Genomic DNA, 25,142 nt, shown 5'->3' with positions numbered 1-25,142 from the left:
TCGATTATTCATGACAGAGCCGGTCTTCCCCCCTCGTCAGTCTGTCCCGCTCGCTGCATTGGAACCGTCCCGTCGGGCACGGCCGCGGCGGCGCAGTGCTTCGATGCCGACGGGGATCACCGAGACGAGCACCAAGAGGGTGGCAAGAACGTCGATGTTTTTGGCGATGAATTCGATGTGGCCAAGCCAGATACCAACGAGGGCGAACGATACGGTCCATAGGGCGGCGCCTACCACATTCCAGGTAAGGAACCAGCGCCGGCTGTACCGGGCAGCGCCGGCGACGAGCGGTGTGTAGGTCCGGGCTACCGGGACGAAACGGGCGAGGGCAAGGGCACGGCCCCCGTAGCGCTCGAAGAACGCCTCTGCGCTTTGCAGGTGCTTGAGCTTGAGTAGCCTGGCATCCTCGCGAAACCAGCGCCTCCCCACGACCCTGCCGAGCAGGTAACCGACCTGGTTGCCGGCGATCGCCCCGCCAGCTGCTACCGCAATGAGCAGCGGCAATGGAACGGGAAGGTCGGCGCCCAGGACGCCGAGCGAGAACAGCAGCGTGTCCCCGGGCAGGAAGGGAAACAGCACGCCGGACTCGATAAACATGATGACCGCCACGATGACAATCAGCCACGGCCCCGACCCGGACAGCAACGAGGTGAGATCCGGCATGGTTGTTCCTCTCATTCCGCAGGTTCGTTCCGTACCCGTCATTGGCGGGTTCATGCAGAAGGACTCCATCAGCCACGTTACTCGGTCCGCTTCGACGCCCGCCCTTCGGCGCCGGCAGAACCCACCGGGTCAAACCCGGCGTGAACGAGGAGGGCACATCAGGGCTCGGCTACTTCCGGTCCGGACGTGACCGGTAAACATGACCGGTAAGCAAGGGTGTCCCTTCGAAGAGCTGAGGCACAGTAACGAGCTGGTAGCCCTGCGCCTGCAGGTTGGTGATCAGTTCCTGCTGTCCGGCGATCGTGGTCGCGTCCACATCGTGCATGAGCACTATGGCGCCGGGCGTGACTTCCTTGAGCACCTTGGGCACGAACGCGGCCGGGTTCCGGCTTTGCCAGTCCAGCGAATCGACGGCCCAGAGGATCAACGGCTTGCCAACGGTGGCCTGTACCGCGGCGTCAGCTGCCCCATAGGGCGGCCGCATAAACGTCGGCGACGAGCCGGTAGCGGCGCGGATGGCGGCATCGGTCCGGTCCATTTCGCTCCTGATTGCCGCCGCAGTCAGTTTGGTCAGGTAGGGGTGGCTAAAGGTGTGGTTGCCGATGGCATGCCCGGCGTCGGCGACCTGCTTTGCTGTCCCGGGGGTGGTGGTGGCGTTGGACCCGGTCATGAAGAATGTCGCCTGGGCGTTCTTCTCCTGCAGAATCGACAACAACTGGGGTGTTGTCCTGGGGTCCGGGCCGTCGTCATAGGTCAGTGCTGTGCAGGGGACAAGGTCGCAGTTGACGTGCCTGAGCGACGGCGGCGCAGCCGGCGGGGGCGCCGGGGCGGCGCGCAGCTGTCCCAGTATTTTGCGGCCAACATCGCTCAGCAGGGGCTCGGCGTCGCTGGCAGCGATGGTTGTTTCCGATGGCTGTGCGTGGCCGCGCGCTGGCGGGTCCGCGGTGACGTGCAGTTCCCCGGATGCGTCCAACACCAAATCGGACGGGGCAGGGAGCTGGGCAGATGCCGCGGCAATAGCTGATGGGACTCCGGCGGCGCGGGACCGGACTGCTTCCGAGGCCTCGGGCCGCAAAAGGTCGGCAGCACGGTGCACATCTCCTGAAACCGTGTCGGCGTAGAAGGTAGCGGAAGCCGCAGTGCGCGTACCGTCAGAACCGGTATCGCTGACCACCTCACGGACCACGATCTCTGTGCCGGCGGCCTGGACCGGCTGGGCTGACAGTGTGAGGCCGGCGGGTGGGGGTCCGGCCGCCTTCAATGCCATGGCCGGGCGGTATCGACCGCCGGCAGGGGCCGCTGCGGCGTCCAGTACGCCCAGCAGCCAGGCATCCAGTTGCGAGTTCAACCCCGGCAAGCCGTCCACGTACGTCCAGGACGCGTTCACCAGGCGTCCTCCGACGACGGCGGTCAGGGACATTGGGTAGCTGCCCGGCACAATGACCGGACGGCCCAACACCGCCGACAGTGCCAGGGGCCATGGCGAGGTCCGCGGCGCGCTGGCCGTCAATGTTGCCTGAGAGCCACGCCAGGAAAGGGGTGCCCGAACGATGCCATCGCCGGCGCAGAGGAGGACAGCGGTGCAGAAGGCAGCGACCAGTGCGATCCGGGCCCGTGCAGCCGTCCCGAACTGGTAAGGCCATGCTCCTTTCCCGGTCAACAAAATACTCCCCATAGTGACCCGTCAGGACGGTCTTGGTTGCAGTTGCAGTTCAGGTCCCGACGTTGACCAATGAACCGGTTCCCACTCAGCAGCCGGTCGAGGACATCTTCGAAGTCTGCGGAAACCATGGGAAATATTTTGCCCCACCGGCAGGAACCGGCAGCAGCCGACACAGCGAAACCGGCGAACAATTACCCCGCCCAGTGCTGGAGAAGCGGCCGAGCGCTCCGCGTCACGGCGGGAATCCCGCCGTCGTCCGTTGCGCTGGTTTCACGCTCGACAGGCCCCCGGTATGTCCTGTTGAACTCGGCGAAGGTGTACACGACATCGTCGTGGAATCCTTCGGATTCGCCGTAGCGACGAAGCACACGGGTCAGCGTTGGCCTCGCCTGTTGTGGTGCGGGTGGTCAGCCAAGGTCCTTCGGGGGTGTCCATGGTTTGTGTGCGTGCGAGAGCCAGACCTTCCCTGGGTGCAGGGAGCGGATCAGGTTCTGGCCGTCCGTCTTCGGGTTGTCCAGATCGCCAAACCAGACGGCGGTGTCTCCGGCGATGATTGTTGGGCCGGAGGAGTTACCCCCGCCGATGACAACGATTTGTGAGCCGCGTGTGTGGCCTGGTGCCGGAAGGAGCCGCACCCCGGTGAGCAGGTCGAGTTCACCGTCGACCGGTACGTAGTGGATCCCGGCCGCGTCCACCCATTCAGGGATGGTGTAGTCCGGCTTCTTCCGGGCGTCGTCGAGCTCTTGGCGCTGGACGTAGATGGGTTTGCCTGCGAAGAGGTGGTTGCCTCCGCAGTGATCGAAGTGAAGGTGGGTGTTAACGATAAGGTCGACGCTGTGGATGTCGAAGTCCTGGTCCTTCAGCGGGTAAAGGCGCGGGTCCATGTCGGCGATGGCCGGGTGAAGCCGCGTGAGTCCGGTGTCAACGAGGATACGCGCGTCGGGGTGGTCAATGAGGTGCACGTAGACCGGCATAGGCTGGCCTTCCGGGACAAGTTCAGCGACCCGAACGGGCGTGACTGTCACAGTCTGGTCGGCTTTCACTTCCACCTCAATCCCGATGATGGCCTGACTTGTTGCGGACGCTCGAAGCACGTTGCCGCTTCAGCTGCCTTGACTCAGGATTCCATGTACAGGTGCGCAGGTCGAGCATGGTGAGGACGCGGTTTCCGGCCTTCATCCTGGCTTCCACCAGCGCTTGTCATCCTGTTTCGGAGGCCCCCATCGCAGCAGCCTCCGTGCTGCCCCTGCCATGACGTCCTGAATGCGTGCTGTCTATCCCACCGGTGGGCGTACTGCGTGCCATGGCGGGTGTCTGAGCGCCTTGGGCCGTCAACCGGCCTTGACTCTGGACAATGCGAAGGCGGTCTTCGTATTTCCGATGGATGAGGGTTCTGCTTTTCATTGCTACTTTGCTCCTGACCGGATTCTGGGAGGCAGGGACGCCGGCGCCCGGCCGGAGGACGGGCGCCGGCGAAGGGTTAGAAGGGGCCGTCCTGGACAAGGTTCGCGGGGCGGTCACCGTTGGCCAGGGCAGAGAGTTGCGCTGCGAGGAACTTGACGATCCGTGGTTCAAACGCCGACGCGTTCCCGCCGATGTGGGGTGTGATGAGCGCATTCGGGGAGGCCCACAGGGGATGGTTCGAAGGAAGCGGCTCCGGATCGATGACATCCAGGGCGCAGTGAAGGCGGCCTGACAGGACTTCGGCAGTCAGGGCCCCGGTGTCCACGACGGGACCGCGTCCCACATTGACCACCAGGGCTCCGTCCGGCAAGGCGGCCAGCACCGCGGCGTCCACGAGCTGGTGGGTGTGTTCGTTCAGGGGGGTGACGGCAACGAGGACGTCGTGGGTTTCTGCCAGTGCGGCCAGCTCGGAGGAAGCATGGATGCGGCCGGCACTGTCGTCCCGGGCAGAGCTTCCCACGCGGGTGATCTCGACCTCAAACGGAGCCAGTCGTTTGGCGATCTCCGTGCCGATGCCACCGACGCCCACCAGGAGGATCCGCCTGTCGGCAAGGGAGGAACGGCGCTGCGGGAGCCAGCTTCCGGTCTGCTGGTTCCGTACTGCTTCGTCGATGCCGCGGAGCTTGGCGATGATGAGGCCAATGGCCAGTTCGGCCGTTGCGGCGGCATGGACGCCCGCGGCGCTGGCCACGGCGGCAGAAGGCCCTGCCGCCTCCCGGACGCCGTCGAAGCCAGTGGACTGGGTCTGGACGAACTTCAGGTTGGGCGCCTTTGAAAGCGATCCAAGGACGGCCGATGCATCAATGTAAGGCAGGACCACGCCGTCGACGTCAGCGAGGTCAATGCCCTCCGGATCGGACTTGAGATCCCAGATTGAGGCCTCGATGCCTGCTGGCAGCGGCTGGACCCCGGCCAGCAGGTCCCGGTCCGGGAAAGTGACTGTTCGAACTTTTTGCATCGTCTGCGCCTCATCGGTAGTAGCTGCCCCAGATCAGGCCGCACCGTCGCTGCAAACCATTGACGCAGGCATTCCCCAATCTGAGAAACTTTTCTCATGTGTGACAATCATCGCACTTCAGGCAGTGTCAGGCAAGAGCTTTCCGGAGGAAAATCACATGGAAAACAATGGCTTTCCGCCCGTGGTCATCATGGGTGTGTCGGGATCGGGCAAATCGACCGTGGGGGCATTACTGGGACGGCGGATGGGTAGCCGGTTCGTCGACGGCGATGATCTGCACCCGGCGCAAAACAAGGAAAAGATGGGGGCGGGCATCCCGTTGGACGACGACGACCGCTGGCCCTGGCTTGGAGCCATCGGGCGGACGCTGGCGTCCTCCCAGAAGGCGGGAAGCGGCGTTATCGTTGCCTGCTCGGCCCTGAAGCGCCGCTACCGGGACCTGCTCCGGGAGCACGCACCCGAGGTGCTGTTCCTACACCTGGAAGGTTCGGCGGAAACGCTCGCGGCGAGGATGGCAGGCCGCAACCATGAGTTCATGCCAGTGACTCTGCTGGCGTCCCAGCTGGAAGCCCTGGAGCCGCTGGAGGCAGATGAGGCCCACGTGCTCCTGGATGTGCGCAAGTCACCGGCCGAACTGGTGGAGGATGCCGTCGCCGCCATGCATGGCAGGACCGCAACAGCAATAGCGACCCGGGCGGGGAACTAGCCCGGGGCGGAGCCTTCGCGGTAAACGCGGGAAAGCCGGCCCGGGCACATTGAAGGTGCCCGGGCCGGCTTTCGTGTCTTCGCCTGAGGCTAGGCCACGGCCTTCCGACGCTCGCCGATGTCAAAGCCCGGGCCGCCCGGGACGGAATCGATGAGCTTGCGCGTGTACGGGTGCTTCGGATTGCCATAGACACTGTCCACGTCGCCGATTTCCACTACTTCGCCATGGAAGAGAACCATGATTTCGTCGCTGACGTGGTGGACTACATCCAGGTCATGGGAGATGAAGGCCATGGTCAGGTCCAGTTCCGCGCGGAGCCGGCTGATCAGGTTCAGGATCTCCGCCTGGACGGACAGGTCCAGGGCGGATGTGATTTCGTCGGCGATGATCAGCTTGGGTTCCACGGCCAGGGCACGGGCGATGGCAATGCGCTGGCGCTGGCCGCCGGAGAACTCGTGCGGGTACCGTTCGGCCACGTCCGGGTCGAGCCGGATCGTGGACAGCCAATGGGAGATCTTCTCCCGGTGGAGCTTTGGATTGGAGCGGACAGGATCAATCGCCTCGGCAAGCGTTTGTCCGATGGTGCGGCGTGGATTCAGGGACGAGTACGGATCCTGCGGGATCATCTGGACTTCACGGTACATGGACCGGCGCTGTGCACGGCTCATACTTGCCACGTCCTGCCCGTTGATCGCGATGCTGCCTGCGCTGACCGGATTGAGGCCAACGACCGCTTTGGCCAGGGTTGACTTGCCCGAACCCGATTCGCCGACGATCCCCAACGTCTTGCCACGTTGGATGGAGGTCGAAACCCCCTTGAGGACCTTGGCTGCCGAGTGGCCCGAGCCGAAGGTGACCTCGAGATCGCGGACGTGCAGGACAGGTACTGCGGCGGTTGGATTGGTTGCCATGGCCCTTACCTCCTTTCCTTCGTTTGGGTGTATCCGGACGGTTCGTCGGGGACCTCGTCATAGGTGAAGTCTTCGGCGCGGACGGAGACGAGTTCGGCCTTGCGTTCGGCGATGCTTGGGGTCGCCGCGAGCAATGCCTTCGTATAGGGATGCCTGACGTTGCCGGCCGCGAGCTCCTCGCCGGTGAGCCGTTCGAGGATCTTCCCGCCGTTCATCACGATGACTTTGTCGCAGAGCGCCTGCACCACGCCGATGTCATGCGAGATGAACAGCATGGCGGTGCCCATTTCCCTGTTGATCGTGCGGAACTGCCGCAGCACGTCTGCCTGGACGGTGACATCCAGGGCGGTGGTGGGTTCGTCGGCGATGATCAGTCGAGGGTCTGTGACCAGGGTTGAGGCGATCATGGCCCTCTGCAGCATGCCGCCGGACAGTTCGTGCGGGTGCTGGTTCATCCGCTTTTCCGGTTCGGTGATGCGGATGTCCGCCAGTGCTTTGACCATCCGGGCGTAGGCCGTCTTCCGGGCCTGGCGGAGGTGGACCCTGCTGACCTCTGTAAGTTGGGAGCCGATCCGCAGGGCAGGATTGAAGCTGGTGCCTGGGTCCTGGTACACCAACCCGATTGAGGTGGCCAGCGTCCGTGGGTCGTTCTTCCTGAGCAGGTTCAGTTCGCCGAGCCGCATGGAACGAGCACTGACGACCAGTTCTTCGGGAAGGAGCCCGGCGATGGACATGGCCGTGAGCGACTTGCCGGAGCCGGATTCGCCTACGAGCCCGACCACCTCGCCTGCATGGATGCTGAGGGAGACGCCCTTGACCAGTGGCACGCCGTGCGGGGTGCTGACGGTGAGGTTGTCGACCTCCACCAGGGCTTCGTTGTCCGCCCGAAGTGAGGCCGGCACCTCGGATGCCGCTTTGACGCTGCCGAACTTCCGTCCGCCGCGCGGGTCGGTCGCTGCAGCGAGCCCGTCGCCGATGAGCATGGCGCTCAGGCCTGCCACCGTGATCATGATCGACGGCATCACCGCCTGGAGGGGCTGGGAGTAGATGTTGACCAGGGCCTCATTGAGCAGACGCCCGAAGTCGTAATCCGGGTTCTGCACGCCGAGGCCGATGAAGGACAGACTGGAAAGCTCAATGAGGGTGGTTGCAAAGACGGTTGCGGTCAGCACGAGCAAGGGCTCGGCCATGTTGGGCAGCAGGTGGCGGGTGATAATCCGCGGACCCGGCACGCCCAGCAGCCGGGCCGTGGACACGTAGTTCCGCTGGGAGATGGAGGCCGCCATGTTCGCGGTGAGCCGTGCGAACGCAGGAATGCTCGCGATGGCAATCGCCAGCACGGCAGACCAGGCGCCCTGCCCGAGGATGGCTGCGATCAGCAGTGCGAAGATGAGGCTGGGGTAGGCGACTGCGGCGTCGATGACGCGGAGGACGCCGTTGCGGATTCCGGGTGGCGCGAGCCAGATGAAGGTGCCGATCAGGACACCGCCGACGACGGCGATCACCGTGGTGGCGGCGGTCATGAGCAGGGTCAGCCGGCTGGCCACGAGCGAGCGGGCCAGGACGTCCCGCCCGAAGTCGTCCGTTCCGAGCAGGTGCGCGGGACCGGGCCCTTGGGACGCATCAGGCGTGAGCTTTTCGGCTGCCTCGGTAAGGAACATCGGCGCCAGGACGGCCACCAGGACCATAACACTCATGAGGACGATGCCAAGGATGAGTCCGGTGCTCCAGCGGAAGCGGCGTTTCACGCGGCGGTTTTCAGCCATGGGACTTTCCCCCTCCGAGGGTGCGCGGATCGATGATGCCGAGGATGACGTCGACCAGCAGGTTGAGAATGATGGCGAGGAAGCCCAGGACCAGGATGATGCCTTGGATGACCGGGTAGTCTTTGTTGATGATGGCCGTGACGATTTCCTTGCCGAGTCCTGGCCAGTTGAAGACGTTTTCGATGATGATCGCGCCACCGAGCATGCCGGCCAGGATCAGGCCGGCAAGGGTGAGCGTGGTGGTCATCAGGTTGGGCAGGGCATGGCGTGCATAGAGCCGGAGCGACGGCAGGCGCCATCCGCGGGCTGTCCGCAGGTAGTCCTGTTCCAGGACTGTCGCCGTCTCGCGGCGGACCACGCGCGAGATGGAACAGATCGGAGCGATGGAGAGGCCGACGACGGGGAGGATCAGGGAGCTCAGCGTTGCCGCGCCGGCGGCCGGAAGGACCTTGAGGACGATCGCGAAGACCACCACCAGCATCGTGGCGATAACGTACTGCGGCACAGCCTGGAAGAAGCCCGTCAGCATCCCAAAAGATACGTCCAGCCACTTTCGCCGTCCACCCCGGGTCAGGATGCCCACCCCCATCCCTGCCGGAACGGAAACCAGTAAGGTGACCAGGATGCCGAGGATGGCGATCTCGGCCGTAAAAGGCAGCTTGGTGGCAATGATCGAGGACACCGAGGTGCTGTAGGCGAAGGACTCGCCAAGGTTGCCGGTGAGCAGGTGTCCGACGTACTGGATGAACTGCAGGGGCAGTGGCTGGTTCAGGCCCAGGCTTTCCCTGATCGCTTCGATCTGCTCGGTGGTGGCGTCTGCGCCCGCGACGGCCACGGCCGGGTCGCCGGGGAGCAACGGCACCATGAAGAAGGTCACGACGACGAGAAGCGCCACGGACAGCAGGACGCCACCTGCGCGGCGAAGGGCATAGGCGGCCCAGGGGGAGAGGCCCCGGGTGCCGCCCCGGGGGCCCTTGGTGGCCCCCGGGGTTTGGCTCTCTTCAAGGATGACCGCTTCCTTGGAGAGCATCGTGGGTTCTGTCATCTTCTATGAACCTTTACTTACTTGGTGATCCGCAGGGTGCCGTAGTCGACGATGCCCGAGGGGGCCTGGATGGAGAATCCGGGGCGCTGGGCGACGATCTGGGGCTCACCGACAAACGGGTAGATGTCGTTGTCCTCCAGGGCACTTATCTGTGCCTTCGTGTAGGCGTCGCAGCGCTGGTTATCGTCGGTGGCTGCCTGGGCCGTGGAGATGTCGGCGAGGATATCGGCGTTTTCGCCGCCACCGATGTTGCGTCCGCCCTTGTCGGTGGGGACGCCGGCGATACGGGTCAGGGAGGCAGCGACGGTTCCGACGAAGTTGGCGTCACCCTGGACGGTCATGTCCCAGGTTTCCGGCTTGGTCTGGGTCATGGTGGCCCAGGTTCCGTTGTCCACGAGGTTCAGGTCCACGGTTGCTCCTGCGGCCCGAAGAGCCTCCTGCACATAGGTGCTGCCGGCACCGTTGGGTCCAATACTGGTGGTGCCCACCATTTTGAAGGTCTTTCCCGCAAGGACAGCTTTGGCAGCCGCGGCGTCCTCCTTGGTGATGTGGGAGTTGTCCTGGAGGGCGCACGCCACGGTGGGGGCCACGATGGAGTTGTAAGTGATCCCCTTGTTGGCGTAGGCCGCGGCGTTGAAGGCCTGCTGGTTCATCAGCTGGGCCACGGCCTTGCGCAGGGCCGGGTCGGTGAAGGGGCTTCCCGGGCGCTGGTTGAAGAGCAGGAAGATGCCGGCGAAGGGAACCGTGGTGATGGTGTAGTCCTTGTTGCCGTCAAACCGGCCCGTGTCGGCAGGGGCGATGTCGGAGACGTCCATTTCACCGGTAAGGAGCTGGTTGGCCACAGTGGTCTTGTTGACGCCCGGGAAGAACCGCACGGTCTTGGCCGGCGTACCTGCCGGTTCCTTTGACCACTTGGGCCAGGCTTTGTAGTCGGAGCGCAGGGTCATGTCGTAGCTGACGCCGTGGCTGGCCTTGGTCAGCGTGTAGGGGCCGGAGAAGGCGCCCTGGACGGATCCCTTTGCGAGGCCGTCCAGGTCAGCGAGACCTGCGGGGCAGATGATTCCGGTTTGTGCGAGGGTCAGGCCGCCGATCAGCTCAGACCAGGGCTGGGCAAGCTTGATGGCCACCGTACCCGCGGCATCATCAGCGGTGATGGTGGGCTGTCCCGGACCGAACACGAGCTTGGAGAAGTTGTTCTTGGTGGCAGGATCGGCGAAGTAGCTGAGGGACTTGGCGACGATGGTGGGTGTAATGGCAGTGCCGTCGGCGCAGGTTGCGTCCTTGCGGATGGTCAGGGAGGCATCTGTCGCCGTCGACGTCCAGTCGGTGGCAAGGCCACCGATGAACTTCCCGTTGTCATCGCGGCGGACCACGGTGTCGAAGAGGAATCGGGCCACCTCGTAGTCGTCCTTGGCGTTGGCCTTGGCGGCGTTGAACGTGGTGGGGTCGGCGTTGAGCGCGGTCCTGATGGTGTCCGTCGACGGGCCGGCGCTGCCACCGTTTCCGCCGGTACCGGTGGTGCCCGTGGTGCAACCGGTCAGCAGCAACGCTGCCGCCGCTCCGGCTGCGGCCAGGGAGGTAATTCGTCCGTGCATGGTATCTCCTCGATACAAGGGAAATCTGCGAGTAAGTTCGCGAATGAGAAGAGTTTCTCTTATCGATCCAGGCAAGTCAACGGATATTTGTGAGCTGACACACGCCCGTTACATGGACCCCGGGAATTTACCTGCCGGCAACAAAGAGCCGACTTATTTACGTCGCCCGCCTGTTGCCCCCTTGACGGATCGGCAAACAAACGCGAAACTTTTCTCATATGTGATTGCTGCCTCATTTGATCAATGTGATCCCGAGGCCGGCGTCGTCCGCAGAACCAACAAAGGTGACAACAATGGCAACAACACTCGAACTCACTGTCCGCAAGGCCACCTGGACGCGCCCGCCGAGGGAGCTGGTCAAGGCCTTCGAAGCGTTCCCGGTGGCCAACATCGGCGACGCAATGGAACGCCTTGGTATCGTCGATGGCGGAATCAGCGCCATCTGGTCCGGCGCCCACTGCGTCGGCTCCGCTCTTCCGGTCCTCGGTGCCGCTGGCGACAACGCGGCGGTCATCGAGGCCCTGAACTACATCGAACCCGGCGACGTGGTGGTCATCAACGGCTTCGGCCATGAGCACCGTGCGCTCGTGGGCGAGCAGCTGTCCCAGCGTTTCGAGGCCGCCGGCGCTACCGGTGCCGTCATTGATGGCTACATCCGGGACCGGCACACGATCACCGAGATCAAGTTCCCGGTGTTTGCCCGCGGGGTCACCCCCGCCGGTCCCTTCAAGAACGGCCCCGGCGTCATCGGCGAACCCGTGGCCATTGGCGGCATTGTCTGCGCCGCTGGTGACATCGTCGCCGCAGATGATGACGGCGTCGTGATCATCCCGCAGGCCCGCGCGGCCGAAATCCTGGAACGTGTCATCGCCGTAGCGGCCCATGAGGCCGAAATGACGGCCGAGATCAGCCGTGAATACAGCTGACCGCACCTATCCGGCGCCCTGAACCAGCCCTAGACTGAAAGACATCCAATGACTACTGCATCGACGGACTCAGTGGAACTGAACACCGCACAAATCAAGGTCGTCACTGCTGACGGCAAAGTGGTGCGAAAGGCAACCATTGCCGGCACCATGGGCTCCTTCGTGGAGTGGTACGACTACGGGATCTACGGGTTGCTGACCACGTACCTGGCCATCAACATCATGGGCTCCAAGGACCTCGGATCCCTGCTCCTGACCAACGTCGGCTTCCTGGTCAGCTTCCTCGCCCGGCCTTTTGGCAGCGTGATCTGCGGCGTCCTTGGCGACAAGCTGGGCCGCAAGAACCTCCTGGCCGTCCTGCTGCTGCTCATCTCCGGGGCCACAGCCTGTATCGGCCTCATTCCCTCCTCGTCCGTGATCGGCTGGGCAGCCCCGGCGCTGTTGATCCTCTTCCGCATCCTGCAGGGTTTTTCCGCCGGCGGGGAAGTGGCGGGTGCCATGGCTTTCGTGGGCGAATACGCCCACAACCGGCACCGGAACTTCGCCATGAGCTTCATTGCCGTGGGATCCTTCTGCGCCCTGCTCTTCGGCAGCGCATTCTCAGCGGTTTTGATCACCACCCTGGGTGATTCCACGATGGAGTCCTGGGCATGGCGCATCCCGTTCCTGTTTGCCCTCCCGCTGGGCTACGTGGGCTACTACATCCGCTCCAGGATGGAGGACACCCCGCACTTCGCCGCGCTGCGTGAGCGCAACGTAGTCGAACGGAACCCGCTGCGCACCGTCTTTACCTCCAAGCGCCACCTGAAGGCCATCGCGCTGACCATCTTCCTGCCCGCCCTGAACGGCCCCGGCTACTACTTGCTCTTCGCCTACATGCCCACGTACCTCAAGACCCAGCTCGGCTCCGGCAACAACTTCTCCATGGTCCAGGCCTTGACCGTGACCGCCTTCAGCCTCGTGGCCATCATCATCTCCATCCCGCTGATGGCGCTCCTCTCGGACCGCATCGGCCGCAAGCCGGTCATGGTACTTTCCGCCGTCCTGATGGCAGTGGTTTCCTACCCGATGTTCGCCATGATCACCACCGGCAACATGCTGATGGCCTGCGTGGCAACCGTGGTGATGGCCATCGCCTTCTCCGGCCACGCCGCCGTAGTGCACACCGTATTGACCGAAATGTTCCCCACCACCGTCCGTTACAGCGCATACAGCATCGGCTTCAGCATCAGCACCATCATCTTCGGCGGCAGCGCGCCGCTGGTGATGACGGAGATCATCAAGGCCACCGGCAACAGCATGGTTCCGGCCTACGCTTCCGTGGGCACCGCCATCATCACACTGGTTTCCGTCTTCTTCCTGAAGGAAACCAAGGGCCAGCCGCTCGCCACCCACTAGGAAGATACGCACGACGGCGGCCTGCCGCCTTTGCCGCCGGGCCGCCGTCGTTGGACCATAAGCACCACAACCAGAACTGTTGGGAGTCACCTTGGGCATCAATTCAGTCGCCGTCGTTGCAGACCTCGGCGAGAGCTACGGAAATTACAGCATCGGCGATGACGAGGCCCTGCTGGGCCTGGTCACGGCCTCCAATATTGCCTGCGGCTTCCACGCGGGGGACCCGCGCGTCATGGACGCTACTGTGAAGTCCTGCGTGGAGCGCGGCATCGAGCTGGGCGCGCACCCCGGATACCCGGACCTGGTGGGCTTCGGCCGCCGCCTCATCGAAGCCAGCGAAGAGGAGATTCGCACCGACGTCCTCTATCAGATCGGCGCACTGGACGCGTTCGCGCGGATCCACGGCGGAAAGATCAGCCACGTGGCACCGCACGGCCGGATGGGCAGCATCGCCCAAACGGACGCCAAGCACGCCCGGGCCATCACCGACGCGATCAAAGCGTATAACCCTTCCTACATCGTGATCTGCCAGAACGGCCTGCTGGCCGACGAATCCCGAAAGCGGGGCCTCGAAGTGGGCTACGTCTTCCTGGCCGACCGCGGTTACGGCGAGGACGGCATGCCGGTTTCCCGCAACACCGAGGGCGCCCTGCTGCACGATCCCGAAGAGATCGGCCGCCGCGTGGTCCAGGTGGTTACGGAAGGAACCGTCCGCGCGGTCACGGGCAAGGTGGTTCCCCTGGGCCACGACGCGGATGTGGTCCTCCTGCACGGTGACCATCCACAGGTCCTCGAGAACGGCACGGCCCTCCGCGCCGCCCTGGAGAAGGCAGGCATCACGGCCACCGGGCTCCAGGAAGTCCTTGCCCGGAAGGCTAAAGCGGCCGCGGCCTGAACCGCGCCCCAACCCTTGGGCCCAACCAATGACCGCCACCACCACCGCCGAGCAGGACAGATGACTACGCCACCACCACCAGCAGCCAACCTGGGCCGTCCGCCAGAGCTGGAAGCCGAACCTTTCGGGGATTCGGCCCTCATGCTCAGGGTTTCCGACGGCGACGCCGAGGTGCGCCGGGCCGGCGCCCGGAGGCTGAGGGACATCCTTCTGGACGTGCGTCCCTTTGGCGTGCTGAACCTGGTGGCCGGAGCCGAATCGCTTCTGGTGGAGTTTGACTGCCTGGCTGTCAGCCACGGCCAGCTGGCCCAAACGGTCCGGCTGGCCGTGGCTGGAATGGGTCTCCAGGACGGGGGGCCCGCGGCCGGGGCCAGGGACTTCGTCATTCCCATGGTGGCCAGCGCGGAGTTCTCCCCGGACCTTCCGGATGTTGCCGCGGAGCTCGGGCTCAGCGAGGATGCAACGCTCACGGCGCTGACGTCATCGGTGCTCACCATCAACCTCCTGGCGGCCGCCATGGCCCCCATGATGGCAGGAGTAAAATTCCCGGGCCAGGTCAGCCGGTGCGCGGAGCCCCGAACGGACGTTCCACCGGGATCGGTCATGGTGGCGGGGACCAGCGCCATCATCCAGCCGTTCCCCGGACCCAGCGGCTGGAAGGTCATCGGCCGTACACCCGTGACCATCTGCGATATCCGGGAAAACCCTGCCACGTCCTACCGGCCTGGGGACCGCGTGCGGTTCGAAGTCATCCCGGAAAGCCGCTGGGCAGAACTGGCGGGCCGGTTCCTCCAACCCGCGCACCAAGAGGAAGGCGGCCGGCATGGAACCGACGCGTGAGCAGGACGTCACACTCACCATAAACGAGGCCGGCTGGTTGTCCACCTTCCAGGACCTGGGACGCGAGGCCTCGGAGTACCTTGGCGTCCCGTGCGGCGGCGCCGCCGACCAGCTCTCCGCAGCCACCGCCAACATCCTGGTGGGCAACAGGCGGCAGGCTGCGCTCATGGAGATTATGGGTGGCAGGTTCGTCGTTACGCCCTCCCGCGACGTCTTCATCTCGGTGACCGGCGCAACAGCCGATCTCGCGGTTGGTGGAGTTCCGGTCCCTATGTGGCAGCCAATCTGTGTCCCGGCCGGAACCCGGGTAGTGATCTCCAATGCCAGGGATGGTATGCGAAACTACCTGGCCTTCAGTGGAGACCTGGAGACCCCGCGGTTCATGGGCAGTGCAGCGCCGGAATCACGGATGGGCTTTCCCCAGCAGCTGTCAGTCGGGCAGAAAGTGGGACTTGCAAGCCGCTACCGCGGTTTCAGCCAGCCCTACCTGGGGCAGCCGCTGTTCCGGTTGCCGGTCCCGGTGCCGGACTTCAGTGCCAAGGTGTGGACAGTTGATGTGGTGGACGGGCCGGAAACGGAAAAGACACCGGGTATCCGGGAACTTCTCAGCAGCAGCGTCTACACGGTGGGGGGCAAGTCCAACCACGTGGGCCTCCGCCTGGACGGCCCGGTCATCCACCCGGAGGGGCTTGGTGAAATCGTCTCGCACGGCGTGCCCATTGGCGCCTTTGAGATCCCGCATGGTGACGAACTGATCATTCTGGGCCGGTCCCGGACCCTGACCGCGGGCTACCCGATTGTGGCGGTTGCAGCCAAGGCGTCGCTGCCCCTCTTGGGCCAGGCAAGCCCCGGGCAGAAGATGACGTTCCGCTGGGTCAGCCAGGATTTCGCCGTCGAGCGCTGGCGGGAACAGCAGCGCCTGCTCTGCGCACTGGAGGACCGGGTGCAGAACCTGTTCGGCGCCGTCGGGCTTCCCCTTGCCCAAGGCCCGGCGGCTGCGCTCTCCGGAGCCCGCGCCGCCTGAAACTGTTGACGCCGCGAGTTTCAAATGAGAAACTCTTCTCAAATCTAATTTTGTTCTTGTTTTAGCCGGTTTTATCCGGCCACGCCTGCCGCGCTGCCTGCGCAGTGCGCCGGAAGGAAAGAGACAGCACCATGGAGCTTCTGCACGGCAAAGTCGCCATCATCACGGGCGCGGGCACTGGCATGGGCCGCGAAACCGCCAAGGTCCTGGCGGCAGAAGGCGCCGCGGTGGTCCTCGTGGGGCGCCGCCAGGACGTACTGGAGGAACTCGCCACGGAGATCGCCGCCGCCGGCGGCCGCTCCTTCGTGCGCACGGCGGACATCGCCAGCAAGGATGAGGTGGAGGCGCTCGTGGCCTGGACCCGCGACACCTTGGGCCCGGTGGACATCCTCGTCAACAACGCGGGCAGCGCCAGTAAGGTCCTCAACGTGCGGTGGATCGCCGAGGAGGAATGGAACCAGGTCCTGGACGTGAACCTCAACGCTGTCTTCCTCCTTACCCAGGCTGTCCTGCCGGACATGCTGGGCCGCAAAACCGGAACCATCATCACCGTCTCCTCCCTGGCCGCGGTCAACCCTAACCTGCTGGGCGGGGCGGCATACGGTGCGGCCAAGGCCGCGGTCCGGAATTTCATGACCTACCTGCACACCACCTTCCGCAACGAGGGACTGCGCGCCGTCACCATCCTCCCCGGCGAGACTGCCACACCCATCCTGGATAACCGGGCCCGGCCGCCGCACCAGGAGGAACGCGAGGCGATGGTCCAGCCCGAAGATGTTGCACGCGCCATCCACCTGGTGGCGACGCTGCCGCAGCGCACCGTTGTCCAGGAACTCGTCATTGCCCCCACCGTGCAGCGCGACACGTCCGGAGACATTGAAATCAGCCGCTGGACCGGCGCCCCCGAAGAAGACCTTCCCAAAACGACCGCGTAGACGCGGCCACAGCATCCGGGCGGGCCCACTGGCCTGAACCCTCGAACCTTCCTGTCTGAAAGGACATCCCGTGACCTCACCTGCAGCACCCAGCATGCTTAGCTTCCCGCCGTCAGAAGCCGTCCAGCGCGTCCTGCGCACTTCCCTGCGCGTCCAGCAGCCCCAGTCCAGCGGCGACCTGGTGTCCCTGGCCATGGGGGAGCCGGACTTTGACACACCCCAGCAGGTCCGGGACGCCGCAGCACGGGCGCTCCAGGACGGCCACACCCACTACTCGCCGCTGCTGGGCGAGCCGGCGCTGCGGGACGCCCTCGCCGCCAGGATCGGCGGCCTGCTGGGCTCCGGCGTGAGCACCAGCGACATCCTGGTCACCCAGGGTGGAACCGCCGGACTGGCAGCGGCCATCCTCGGCACCGTTAATCCGGGGGACAAGGTGGTCATCCCGGACCCCACCTACTCGCTCTACGCGGACCTGGTGAGCATGGCCGGCGGCACCATCGTTCCGGTGCCCCTCGCCGAGGACCTGCACTGGGACCTGGAGGCGCTGGCAGGTGCCCTCAAGGGCGCGAAGATGTTCGTCTTCTGCAACCCGTCCAACCCCACGGGCATCGTGCACTCACGGGCGGAACTGGAGGCCCTGGCTGAACTGGTGGCCGGTACCAACATCCTGGTGCTTTCCGACGAGGCCTACAGCGACCTGGTCTACACTCCCGAACCGTTCACGTCCGCCCTCGAAATCGAAGGGCTCGCCGGCCGGACGATATACTGCCAGACCTTCTCCAAGAGCTACGCCATGACCGGCTGGCGCGTGGGCTACCTCTGGGGGCCGGCGGACGTCATTGCCGCCGCCGCACGGGTGCACAACACCTTTAACGGCTCCATGAACACGGCCGTCCAGCTGGCAGCCCTGACCGCCTTGCAGACCTGCGGCCCGGACATCGAGCGGATGCACGCCTCGTACGCGGCCCGCCGCGAACTGATGTACAACGGGCTGAAGGACATCCCGGGGCTGGCAGTCAGCTCACCCGAGGGTGCGTTCTACCTCTTCCCCAAGTACGACGCCGATCTGCCGGCAGCGGAAATGGTGGCGCATCTTCGCAGCCACGGCGTGGCAGTCCGTCCCGGCAGCGAGTTCGGCCGCAACGGCGAGCACCACCTGCGGCTTTCCTACGCCGCCAGCGCCGACGCCATCACCAAGGGTGTGGAACGGCTCGCAGCCGGCCTCGCTGCACTGAAGTAAGCCGCTCATGGCCACCACCAGCACCGCTCCCGCTTTGCGCAGCGATACGCTGCGCAACCGGAAGCACATCGTCAGGTCGGCCGGCAGGCTCTTCGCCGAGGGCCGCCAGGCCACCATGGCGGACATCGCCCGGGCTGCCGAGGTCTCCACGGCCACCGCCTACCGCCATTTCGCGTCGGTGGACGAGGTCCTTGCCCGGTTCCGGTTTGACGTGGGCAGCGAACTCCTGGACTTCAGCCGGCAGCAGCAGGCCAGTGGCCTGGAGCTGCTGCGGCTGGTGAGCGCCAAATGGGTCGAACTGGTCGTCACGCACGGCCGTGCCATGGTTCATACCAGGTCCGGGGAAGGCTACCTGGCCCGCTTGCGCACCGGTGCCACGCACCTGACCGTCCAGGCCGACGCCCTCAGCCCTGCATTGCGGGACACCTGCCTGGAGCTCGGCGTGGAGGACCTGGGCGACGAAGCCATGTTCCTCTGGAATATCCTGTTCGATCCCCGCGAAATCTTCGACCTGATCGAAACGCTGGAGTTGTCACCCGAGGGTACCGCCAACCGCCTCGTCGCCACGCTGGTGGGCGCACTGAAGGGCTGGTGCGGCCTGGAGGCCAGGCGCAGGCCATAAGCTTGGTATGCAACAGAAAGGGGCTGGGAAGTGCGAAGCGACACTCAACGCAACCGCAGGGAACTCGTCAACGCGGCCGGTGCCCTGTTCGCCGCGCGCCGCGGGCCTATCAACATGACGGACATCGCCAAGCACGCCGAGATTTCCACGGCCACCGCCTACCGGCATTTCGCCTCAGTGGAGGACGTCCTGGCCGAATACCGCTTCAACGTAGGGCAGAAGCTGCGGGACTACAGCCTCAAGCAGACCACCACAGGGCTCGAACTGCTCGAAGCGGTCAGCCGCAAGTGGGTGGACCTGGTGGTCAAGCACGGCGGTGCCATGCTCTATACGCGGTCGGGCGAGGGCTACCTCGCCCGCCTGCGGACGGGCGCCTTCTATCTCACCGTCCAGGCTGAGGCATTACAGCGGCCGCTGGAGGAAGCCTGCGCTGAGCTGGGGCTCAGCCCGCTGGGCGATGAGGCCATGTTCCTCTGGAACATCCTCTTTGACCCCCGCGAAATCCTGGATCTTATCAATACCGTAGGGCTGACCAAACAGCAGGCCAGCGAACGCCTGGTAGCTACGCTGTGCGGGGCGCTCAGGGGCTGGGATGGGGACAAGGCCGGCGGGAGCAAAGCCGCCCGCTGAACTCAGCTGCAGGGCGAACCCTGGCTGCCGGCCGCCCCGCGGCCGGGCCCTCTGCGGGGCCACTCAGGCGAGCTCAGCCATCCGCACGCTGCGCAACGTGATCCCGCGCATTTCACTGCGGATCAGTTCCGCGGGCACTGCGGCCAGGGATGCGACTTCGAAAAGATCCAGCTGCCCCGTCTTCAAAGCCATAACCGTCAGTGACCGGCGGCGTGCCTCCAGCTCGGACTTCCGGCCCATGGCGGCATCCAACGCCTGGGTGGCCGCCCGGATTGCCGTGAGGTGTGAAGCCGCCGGCCACCCTGCCGGCTGAAGCTCCAGGTATCCCAGGCCGAGCCGGCGTCGGACTTCCACCTTCTTGACGCCGGCTGCTGCGGCAATGGCAGCGAGTGGAACACGGTCTGCCAGTGCCTGCGCAACGCTTTCGTTCCGGCGGCTAATGGCGGTGCGGATGCTGCTGTCCGCCTGGGCGAGGTGTTGCCGGTTCAGCGACAATTGGCTTCGAAGCGCCTCCTGGTCGATGGGTTCGAAGCGCCGCCGGCCGCCGCGCACCGGGTGGCCGGCCACGCTAGCGCCTGTCCGAGTCCGGATCGAGCGCCCAGACGACCGGCTTGCCCTTGAAGGTGGGCATGAGGCTGCCCTCAAAGAACTGCTGGCCATTCCGCGGATCGCCGTCGGGGCTCCACCAGCCGCTGGCCGGGCAGTGTGTGCCGGTGCCCGCCAGCATGGGCCGCGAAGAGCGGCAGCGGAGAGTGGATGTTCTGAGGCTGGAAATCATCGTGGGGCTCCTGGGGGCGTTATGCGTTGCGGAAGGAGATGAGCACCTTGCCGGACTGCGTGGGGTCCTTGGCGAGGTCGAAGGCTTCGAGGGCCTGGCTGGACGGGAATTCGTGGGTGACTACGGGTTCGATGACGAGGGACCCGTCGGCCAAGGCGGCCAGGACTTCGTCGATTTCGTCGTTGAAACGGAAGGAACCCACCAGTTCCAGTTCCCGGGTGATGGCCAGGGAGATGGGGACAGGCTGGTCTCCGGTGGGCAGCAGGCCCACCATGACGACGCGGCCCCCGCGCATGGCGCCGCGCAATGCCGATGCCAGGCCGCGGTGGTTGCCCGAGGATTCCAGGACGACATCGGCCTCTACGGCGGCGATGGCCTCGGTGTCCGTGGCGAGGATGGTGTGAGTGGCGCCCACCGCCGTCGCGATCTTCAGCGGAGCTTCGTGCATGTCGACGGCGGTGATTTCCGCGGCGCCTGCCCGCTTGGCTACGGCCACGATGAGGCTGCCGATGGGGCCGCTGCCGATGACGAGGACGCGCTTGCCCGCCAGGTCGCCGGCCTGGGCGACGGCGTGCCAGGCGACGCTGGCAGGCTCGGCGAGGGCGGCGGCGCGCAACTCCAGGCCCTCGGGGAGCGGACGGAGCATCCTGGCGGGCAGGACGGAGTAGCGGCTGAACGCGCCCTGGGTGTGCGGGAAACGGGCGGCACTGCCCAGATACGTGCATCCGGGGGAGAGGTTGGGCCGGTCCTCCGGGTAACGGGCGCCGTTTCCGCCTGGGGTGGCGGGGTGGACGGCGACGTTGGTGCCCACTGCCGGGCCGGAACCGTCCGCCGCAGCCTGCACCACTGTGCCCACTACTTCGTGGCCAAGCACCAGGGGTGCACGCAGGATGGATTCGCCGGCGGCGCCATGCAGCCAGTAGTGCAGGTCGGAGCCGCAGATGCCGCCATAGGCGATGTCCACTACGGCTTCGTGGGGCTGGGGCGCCGGCTGCTCGATGGCCTCGATCCGGAGGTCGCCCACGCCATGGACCACGATGGCCTGCCCGGATAGTGCGTTGGTTGTTGCTGTTGCCATGTCAGACCACCGTTGTCATTCCGCCGTCGATAAAAATTGTTTGGCCATTGACGTAGTTGGAGGCGTCCGAGGCCAGCCACGTCACCGGCCCTGCCAGGTCCTCCACCGTTCCCCACCGGCCTGCAGGGGTCCTGCCAAGGATCCATGAGTTGAAGGCTTTGTCGTCGACGAGGACCTGGGTCATTTCCGTGTGGATGTAGCCGGGGGCGATGCCGTTGATCTGCAATCCCTCTCCGGCCCATTCAGCGGTCATGGCGCGGGTGAGGTTGCGCAGCCCGCCCTTGGCGGCAGTGTAGGCGCCGATAGTGGGGCGGGCGAGGTCGGACTGGACCGAACCGATGTTGATGATCTTCCCGCGCTTACGCTCCAGCATCCGGCGGGCCGCCTCGCGGCCCACGAGGAAGGCGCTGGTGAGGTCGGTGGCCAGGACGCGGTTCCAGTCGGCGATATCCAGGTCCAGCAGCGGGACGCGGTGCTGGATGCCCGCGTTGTTCACGAGGATGTCAAGGGGGCCGTGCAGGGCTTCGGCCTCGGCTACGCCCGCGGCAACTTCGGTTTCCGAGGTGATGTCGAAGGAGACTGCGCCTACCTTGTCATCACCGAAGGCGGCCGCCAATTCCTTCCGGCTGGCTTCCAGCCGTGCCGGGTCCAGGCCGTGGAGGACGACGGCGGCACCCGCCCTGGCCAGGCCGGTTGCCAAGGCTTTCCCGATCCCCCTGCTTGATCCCGTTATCAGGGCTCTCCGCCCGGTCAGGTCGAAGGGTGATGGGTGGTCCATGGAAGTGCCTCTTCTCGACGTTCGCTGCTGGGCTCCGGGCGTGCCTTACGCCACGTTTACGAGCCTATTGGCCACACGATGAAGAGTCAAGCACAATTTCTCATTTGCGAGAAATTTATAGTTTTATGCTCGGAAGTCAGGGCCCGGCTTCTGCCCGTCTGCGCGGCGCCGTATTGCCTCGGCCACCAGTTCGGACATCCACGGGCGGGTTCCTCGGTGGAAGGCCATCCCGGGCGGCAGGCCTTTGATGGAGGGGGTGGAGCCGGTGATGTTGATGGTGATGCGGCCGTCGCTTAGCGGGGCATTGCTGATGTGCAGGTCGCCGAAGGATTCGGGAAGGACGGGATCGAGCCAGACGCCGCCTGCGGACACGACCGGGTCGTACCGCATCAGGCTCGAGACGAGCTGGATGGGCGCGGTGGCTGCCCATGCCTGGGGCGAGCAGGCGGTGGGGTAGGGGACGGGGGCGGCCAGGTGTTCGCGGCTGAAGCCGCAGAAGAGCTCCGGGAGGCGGCCGCCGGAGAACTCTGCTGCCTCCATCATTCCGGTGGCGATTCGTTGGGCTTCGGCCACGAAGCCGTAGCGGAGGAGCCCGGCGGCGACGATCGCATTGTCGTGGGGCCACACGGACCCGTTGTGGTAGCTGGCAGGGTTGTAGGCGCCCATATTGCTGGCCAGCGTGCGTACGCCCCAGCCGCTGAACATCTCCGGTGACATCAGGTGCGCCGCCACCTGGGGGGCTTTGTCCTCGTCGATCAGGCCCTGGAGCAGGCAGTGCCCCATGTTTGAGGCGCAGGCATCGACCTGCCGTTTCCTGCCGTCGAGCGCGATCGCATAGTACCCGCGCTCGGGGATCCAGAACTGCTCGTTGAACTGCTTCTTCAGCCGCGCCGCGCGATTGGTGAGGTCGTTGCCCAAAGCGATGTCGCCGTCGTCGTACGCCAACCATGCGCGGGACAGGTAGGCGACGTAGACGTAGGCCTGCACCTCGCACAGTGCGATGGGCGGTTCCGCCAGGGTGCCGTCGGCGAAGTTGATGCCGTCCCAAGAGTCTTTCCAGCCTTGGTTGATCAATCCCTGGTCGTTCAGCCGCTGGTACTCAACGAAGCCGTCGCCGTCCTTGTCGCCATATGTCGTGATCCAGTCCAGTGCGCGGTCGGCGTGGGGCAGCAGGGCCTTGATGGTGTCCGCGGCGAATCCCCACCGGCTGACCGCTCCGAGCACCATCAGGAACAGGGGAGTGGCGTCCACGCTGCCGTAGTAGTTCGACTTGCCCCCCAGGGAGAGGCCGCTGGAGACATCAAGCCGGACCTCGTGAAGGATCTTGCCGGGTTCTTCTTCGGTCATGGGGTCCACCACGGTGCCCTGCCGGTCGGCCAGTGTCTGGAGCGTGCCCAGTGCGAGGGACGGGTCCACCGGCATGGCCATGACCGAGGCCCACAGTGAGTCCCGGCCGAACAGGGTCATGAACCAGGGTGCGCCCGCGGCGACAACGACCCGTTCCGGATGGTCGGGGTCTTCGATCCGGAGGGCGCCCAGATCGTCATAACTGCGGCGCAGAGTCCGCTCAACCGATCGATTGCCAACCTGCAGTACCGGGATCTTAGCCACCCACTCCTGCCGGCGCCGGTCCCGGGGAGACAATGAGTCGCCCTCAGAGCGACCAAAAGCCGGTGCCACCTGGGCTCCGTCGTCAACCGGCAGCACGGTGAGAACACTGCTCCACTGCCCGTGCGCGGGCACCGACACCCGGTAGACCAGGCTCTCCTTCGAAATGTCGGCGCCCGGTGCCTGGACAACCATGCCCTTGCGGACGTCCTGCCACCTGCCGCCAATGGTGAGCGCGCCGACGTCGGAATATCTGGTTTCCTCCCATCTCCGCCGGATCCGTGCCTCCTTGACCTCGAAGAGGTCAGCGAAATCCGCCTCGACTTCCATCGCGATGAGACACGCCGCCGGCTCCGGCGAGTAGTTGTAGACGGTGAGCTGCTCCTGGAGGCCGGCCCCCACCTCCCGCAGCCGTTCTACGATCAGCGGGCTGTCTGCGTAGCCGTCGGACCTGGGAACCCGGCCTACAAAAACGGCGCGGAATGGCTCCCTCGTCTCCGCCGTGAGCGGCTCGAGTGGCTGGCCATCAATGGTCAGGCGCCAGCCCGAGAGAATCCTGACGTCGGCCACGAAAAGACCCTGCGGACGGTCTGCGTGGATGTCCCCGTTGGATGCCGAGATGCAGAAGGATGACCCCTCGACCAGGGTGACCGCGCCAGCCCCCAGCGGGCCGGCGGCCGTATCGGAATTCCACCCAGCCATTGCGGCCTCCTCCATGAAACCCACGCCGTACGTGCGCGGTACCCTTCCCCGAACGACGCTACGCCTCCCCGCCCGTCACGGCCAGATGGGAAGCATGAAGGCCAGGTAAGCGGAGCGAGCCAGCAGCGGTCGCGGAGAGCGCAGATGGGGGTTGCTTCAGCGGCAGCGTCATTCCACTGGTCTTGTCCAGCAAGGTTTTTAGCCGTCACCAGAGTGGAACATCCGGCGGTGTGGGGGTTTCCCGGGCATGACCCATATGGCCGGGTTGCGATAACCCGGCCGTCGGCACCCGTAATGCGGGTCCAGCTGCTGCCACGCGTAAAGGTGGGGCGCCTGTCAAGGTCTTGTGCGGGCACGTGTCCTGGGCGAGACTCAGGAGACGCACGCTGAATTGATGAAAGATTTGGATGGCGGGAACCAGCAGACCGTAAGGGCAACGATGCCCCCTGTCTGCAAGGCAGCAATGTCGCAGCTTCAGGGATCCTGCAGACCGAAAGGATCGCAATGGCCGGAATGTTCGAACTATTCATGGACGCGGATGCACATTACAGGTTCCGCTTGACTGCGCCGGATGGAACCATCATGGCGGTTTCCAAACCCTTCGACACCAAGAGCGCAGCTGTTTCCGGCATCGCGGCGGTCCGCGAGTACGCCGGCATGGGACTAATTACCGACCAGTGCACAACAAACACCCACGAGACACCGCCACGATATCCTGAGGTATCCGCGACGCACGCCGGAGACTATCCCCGGGCACCGAAGAGCGACTTCCACGCACGCTCCAGAGCCCTTCGCCGGCTTCCAGCATCTTCCCGCTGGGCCAGAGCGTTATAAATGCCGCCTTGGATCGGGGGCTGGCTGCGGGTGGGAAGGGGGTTTAGTCTTCGGCGCGGCGGTCGAAGGTCAGGCCGCCGGGG

The 25,142-nt window shown here is 65.2% G+C and carries 24 protein-coding genes; 11 read left to right on the top strand and 13 right to left on the bottom strand.

The genetic code is table 11. The features are described from left to right. Nucleotides 1–36: 36 nt before the first annotated feature. The 4 genes from ACYSM9_RS15640 to ACYSM9_RS15625 form a co-directional block, all read right to left on the bottom strand. Entirely contained in the window at nt 37–663 is a 627-nt protein-coding gene (locus ACYSM9_RS15640; RefSeq protein ID WP_461857876.1) for a DedA family protein, read from the bottom strand. 169 nt (nt 664–832) lie between these two features. Beyond that, complete coding sequence (locus tag ACYSM9_RS15635) at nt 833–2,173, bottom strand: polysaccharide deacetylase family protein (RefSeq protein ID WP_461857875.1); 1,341 nt, start codon at nt 2,171–2,173, stop codon at nt 833–835. A 560-nt stretch (nt 2,174–2,733) separates the two neighbouring features. Then, nucleotides 2,734–3,300 (bottom strand): MBL fold metallo-hydrolase, encoded by a 567-nt coding sequence (locus ACYSM9_RS15630; protein ID WP_461857874.1) that lies wholly within the window; start codon nt 3,298–3,300, stop codon nt 2,734–2,736. Nucleotides 3,301–3,806: 506 nt separating this feature from the next. After that, nucleotides 3,807–4,748 (bottom strand): 2-hydroxyacid dehydrogenase, encoded by a 942-nt coding sequence (locus ACYSM9_RS15625; RefSeq protein WP_461857873.1) that lies wholly within the window; start codon nt 4,746–4,748, stop codon nt 3,807–3,809. A 157-nt stretch (nt 4,749–4,905) separates the two neighbouring features. Between ACYSM9_RS15625 and ACYSM9_RS15620 the strand changes: the two genes are divergently transcribed. After that, on the top strand, nt 4,906–5,454 hold the full coding sequence (locus ACYSM9_RS15620; RefSeq protein WP_461857872.1) for a gluconokinase: 549 nt from the start codon (nt 4,906–4,908) through the stop codon (nt 5,452–5,454). A gap of 89 nt (nt 5,455–5,543) precedes the next feature. On the opposite strand, the gene ACYSM9_RS15615 is transcribed toward ACYSM9_RS15620, so the two are convergent. The 4 genes from ACYSM9_RS15615 to ACYSM9_RS15600 are packed head-to-tail and all read right to left on the bottom strand — an operon-like array spanning nt 5,544 to nt 10,771. Beyond that, nucleotides 5,544–6,365 (bottom strand): ABC transporter ATP-binding protein, encoded by an 822-nt coding sequence (locus ACYSM9_RS15615; protein WP_461857871.1) that lies wholly within the window; start codon nt 6,363–6,365, stop codon nt 5,544–5,546. A 5-nt stretch (nt 6,366–6,370) separates the two neighbouring features. Then, nucleotides 6,371–8,131: a dipeptide/oligopeptide/nickel ABC transporter permease/ATP-binding protein gene (locus ACYSM9_RS15610; RefSeq protein ID WP_461857870.1), complete on the bottom strand. Its 1,761-nt coding sequence runs from the start codon at nt 8,129–8,131 to the stop codon at nt 6,371–6,373. After that, a complete protein-coding gene (locus ACYSM9_RS15605) occupies nt 8,124–9,176 on the bottom strand; it encodes an ABC transporter permease (RefSeq protein ID WP_461857869.1) in 1,053 nt (350 codons plus the stop codon). The genes ACYSM9_RS15610 and ACYSM9_RS15605 overlap by 8 nt, the downstream gene beginning before the upstream one ends. 17 nt (nt 9,177–9,193) lie before the next feature. Then, nucleotides 9,194–10,771 carry an ABC transporter substrate-binding protein gene (locus tag ACYSM9_RS15600; RefSeq protein ID WP_461857868.1) on the bottom strand — a complete coding sequence of 526 codons (1,578 nt, stop codon included), beginning with the start codon at nt 10,769–10,771 and terminating at the stop codon, nt 9,194–9,196. A 293-nt stretch (nt 10,772–11,064) separates the two neighbouring features. On the opposite strand from ACYSM9_RS15600, the gene ACYSM9_RS15595 reads away from it, so the two are divergent. The 9 genes from ACYSM9_RS15595 (at nt 11,065) to ACYSM9_RS15555 (ending at nt 19,281) form a co-directional block, all read left to right on the top strand. After that, nucleotides 11,065–11,697: an RraA family protein gene (locus ACYSM9_RS15595; RefSeq protein ID WP_461857867.1), complete on the top strand. Its 633-nt coding sequence runs from the start codon at nt 11,065–11,067 to the stop codon at nt 11,695–11,697. 48 nt (nt 11,698–11,745) lie between these two features. Next, a complete protein-coding gene (locus ACYSM9_RS15590) occupies nt 11,746–13,095 on the top strand; it encodes an MFS transporter (RefSeq protein WP_461857866.1) in 1,350 nt (449 codons plus the stop codon). Nucleotides 13,096–13,186: 91 nt separating this feature from the next. After that, a complete protein-coding gene (locus ACYSM9_RS15585) occupies nt 13,187–13,990 on the top strand; it encodes a LamB/YcsF family protein (RefSeq protein WP_461857865.1) in 804 nt (267 codons plus the stop codon). Nucleotides 13,991–14,050: 60 nt separating this feature from the next. After that, nucleotides 14,051–14,830: a carboxyltransferase domain-containing protein gene (locus ACYSM9_RS15580; RefSeq protein ID WP_461857864.1), complete on the top strand. Its 780-nt coding sequence runs from the start codon at nt 14,051–14,053 to the stop codon at nt 14,828–14,830. Then, nucleotides 14,814–15,854 carry a 5-oxoprolinase subunit C family protein gene (locus ACYSM9_RS15575; protein WP_461857863.1) on the top strand — a complete coding sequence of 347 codons (1,041 nt, stop codon included), beginning with the start codon at nt 14,814–14,816 and terminating at the stop codon, nt 15,852–15,854. The genes ACYSM9_RS15580 and ACYSM9_RS15575 overlap by 17 nt, the downstream gene beginning before the upstream one ends. Before the next feature lie 131 nt (nt 15,855–15,985). Next, nucleotides 15,986–16,789, top strand: coding sequence for an SDR family oxidoreductase (locus ACYSM9_RS15570; RefSeq protein ID WP_461857862.1), 804 nt, complete (start codon nt 15,986–15,988; stop codon nt 16,787–16,789). Between the two features lie 70 nt (nt 16,790–16,859). Next, complete coding sequence (locus tag ACYSM9_RS15565; RefSeq protein ID WP_461857861.1) at nt 16,860–18,029, top strand: pyridoxal phosphate-dependent aminotransferase; 1,170 nt, start codon at nt 16,860–16,862, stop codon at nt 18,027–18,029. 7 nt (nt 18,030–18,036) lie between these two features. Further along, nucleotides 18,037–18,651 carry a TetR/AcrR family transcriptional regulator gene (locus ACYSM9_RS15560; protein WP_461857860.1) on the top strand — a complete coding sequence of 205 codons (615 nt, stop codon included), beginning with the start codon at nt 18,037–18,039 and terminating at the stop codon, nt 18,649–18,651. Between the two features lie 30 nt (nt 18,652–18,681). Then, a complete protein-coding gene (locus ACYSM9_RS15555; RefSeq protein WP_461857859.1) occupies nt 18,682–19,281 on the top strand; it encodes a TetR/AcrR family transcriptional regulator in 600 nt (199 codons plus the stop codon). Nucleotides 19,282–19,344: 63 nt separating this feature from the next. Here ACYSM9_RS15555 and ACYSM9_RS15550 read toward each other — a convergent pair whose 3' ends face one another. The 5 genes from ACYSM9_RS15550 to ACYSM9_RS15530 all read right to left on the bottom strand — a co-directional run bounded on the left by ACYSM9_RS15550 (nt 19,345) and on the right by ACYSM9_RS15530 (nt 24,225). Then, complete coding sequence (locus ACYSM9_RS15550) at nt 19,345–19,848, bottom strand: hypothetical protein (RefSeq protein WP_461857858.1); 504 nt, start codon at nt 19,846–19,848, stop codon at nt 19,345–19,347. A 1-nt stretch (nt 19,849) separates the two neighbouring features. Continuing rightward, nucleotides 19,850–20,059, bottom strand: a complete 210-nt coding sequence (locus ACYSM9_RS15545) for a hypothetical protein (protein ID WP_461857857.1) — start codon at nt 20,057–20,059, stop codon at nt 19,850–19,852. Between the two features lie 19 nt (nt 20,060–20,078). Further along, nucleotides 20,079–21,137: an L-idonate 5-dehydrogenase gene (locus ACYSM9_RS15540; RefSeq protein ID WP_461857856.1), complete on the bottom strand. Its 1,059-nt coding sequence runs from the start codon at nt 21,135–21,137 to the stop codon at nt 20,079–20,081. Between the two features lies 1 nt (nt 21,138). After that, the gene (locus ACYSM9_RS15535; RefSeq protein WP_461857855.1) at nt 21,139–21,915 is read right to left on the bottom strand and encodes an SDR family oxidoreductase; all 777 of its coding nucleotides are present in this window, start codon (nt 21,913–21,915) and stop codon (nt 21,139–21,141) included. A 123-nt stretch (nt 21,916–22,038) separates the two neighbouring features. Continuing rightward, a complete protein-coding gene (locus ACYSM9_RS15530; protein WP_461857854.1) occupies nt 22,039–24,225 on the bottom strand; it encodes an amylo-alpha-1,6-glucosidase in 2,187 nt (728 codons plus the stop codon). A gap of 504 nt (nt 24,226–24,729) precedes the next feature. Between ACYSM9_RS15530 and ACYSM9_RS15525 the strand changes: the two genes are divergently transcribed. Beyond that, nucleotides 24,730–25,059 (top strand): YegP family protein, encoded by a 330-nt coding sequence (locus tag ACYSM9_RS15525; protein ID WP_461857853.1) that lies wholly within the window; start codon nt 24,730–24,732, stop codon nt 25,057–25,059. Nucleotides 25,060–25,142 lie beyond the last annotated feature (83 nt).

The sequence above is a fragment of the Arthrobacter sp. C152 genome, assembly GCF_054890965.1.
This window is presented reverse-complemented; position numbering and strand designations above follow the sequence as displayed.

Bases quoted from the DNA above. Each gene is read 5' to 3' on its own strand.
- ACYSM9_RS15630 (WP_461857874.1), bottom strand. From the start codon at position 3,300: ATGCCGGTCTACGTGCACCTCATTGACCACCCCGACGCGCGTATCCTC.
- ACYSM9_RS15615 (WP_461857871.1), bottom strand. From the start codon at position 6,365: ATGGCAACCAATCCAACCGCCGCAGTACCTGTCCTGCACGTCCGCGAT.
- ACYSM9_RS15560 (WP_461857860.1), top strand. From the start codon at position 18,037: ATGGCCACCACCAGCACCGCTCCCGCTTTGCGCAGCGATACGCTGCGC.
- ACYSM9_RS15540 (WP_461857856.1), bottom strand. From the start codon at position 21,137: ATGGCAACAGCAACAACCAACGCACTATCCGGGCAGGCCATCGTGGTC.
- ACYSM9_RS15590 (WP_461857866.1), top strand. From the start codon at position 11,746: ATGACTACTGCATCGACGGACTCAGTGGAACTGAACACCGCACAAATC.
- ACYSM9_RS15610 (WP_461857870.1), bottom strand. From the start codon at position 8,131: ATGGCTGAAAACCGCCGCGTGAAACGCCGCTTCCGCTGGAGCACCGGA.
- ACYSM9_RS15605 (WP_461857869.1), bottom strand. From the start codon at position 9,176: ATGACAGAACCCACGATGCTCTCCAAGGAAGCGGTCATCCTTGAAGAG.
- ACYSM9_RS15570 (WP_461857862.1), top strand. From the start codon at position 15,986: ATGGAGCTTCTGCACGGCAAAGTCGCCATCATCACGGGCGCGGGCACT.
- ACYSM9_RS15620 (WP_461857872.1), top strand. From the start codon at position 4,906: ATGGAAAACAATGGCTTTCCGCCCGTGGTCATCATGGGTGTGTCGGGA.
- ACYSM9_RS15575 (WP_461857863.1), top strand. From the start codon at position 14,814: ATGGAACCGACGCGTGAGCAGGACGTCACACTCACCATAAACGAGGCC.
- ACYSM9_RS15530 (WP_461857854.1), bottom strand. From the start codon at position 24,225: ATGGCTGGGTGGAATTCCGATACGGCCGCCGGCCCGCTGGGGGCTGGC.
- ACYSM9_RS15580 (WP_461857864.1), top strand. From the start codon at position 14,051: ATGACTACGCCACCACCACCAGCAGCCAACCTGGGCCGTCCGCCAGAG.
- ACYSM9_RS15600 (WP_461857868.1), bottom strand. From the start codon at position 10,771: ATGCACGGACGAATTACCTCCCTGGCCGCAGCCGGAGCGGCGGCAGCG.
- ACYSM9_RS15595 (WP_461857867.1), top strand. From the start codon at position 11,065: ATGGCAACAACACTCGAACTCACTGTCCGCAAGGCCACCTGGACGCGC.
- ACYSM9_RS15525 (WP_461857853.1), top strand. From the start codon at position 24,730: ATGGCCGGAATGTTCGAACTATTCATGGACGCGGATGCACATTACAGG.
- ACYSM9_RS15535 (WP_461857855.1), bottom strand. From the start codon at position 21,915: ATGGACCACCCATCACCCTTCGACCTGACCGGGCGGAGAGCCCTGATA.
- ACYSM9_RS15545 (WP_461857857.1), bottom strand. From the start codon at position 20,059: ATGATTTCCAGCCTCAGAACATCCACTCTCCGCTGCCGCTCTTCGCGG.
- ACYSM9_RS15625 (WP_461857873.1), bottom strand. From the start codon at position 4,748: ATGCAAAAAGTTCGAACAGTCACTTTCCCGGACCGGGACCTGCTGGCC.
- ACYSM9_RS15640 (WP_461857876.1), bottom strand. From the start codon at position 663: ATGCCGGATCTCACCTCGTTGCTGTCCGGGTCGGGGCCGTGGCTGATT.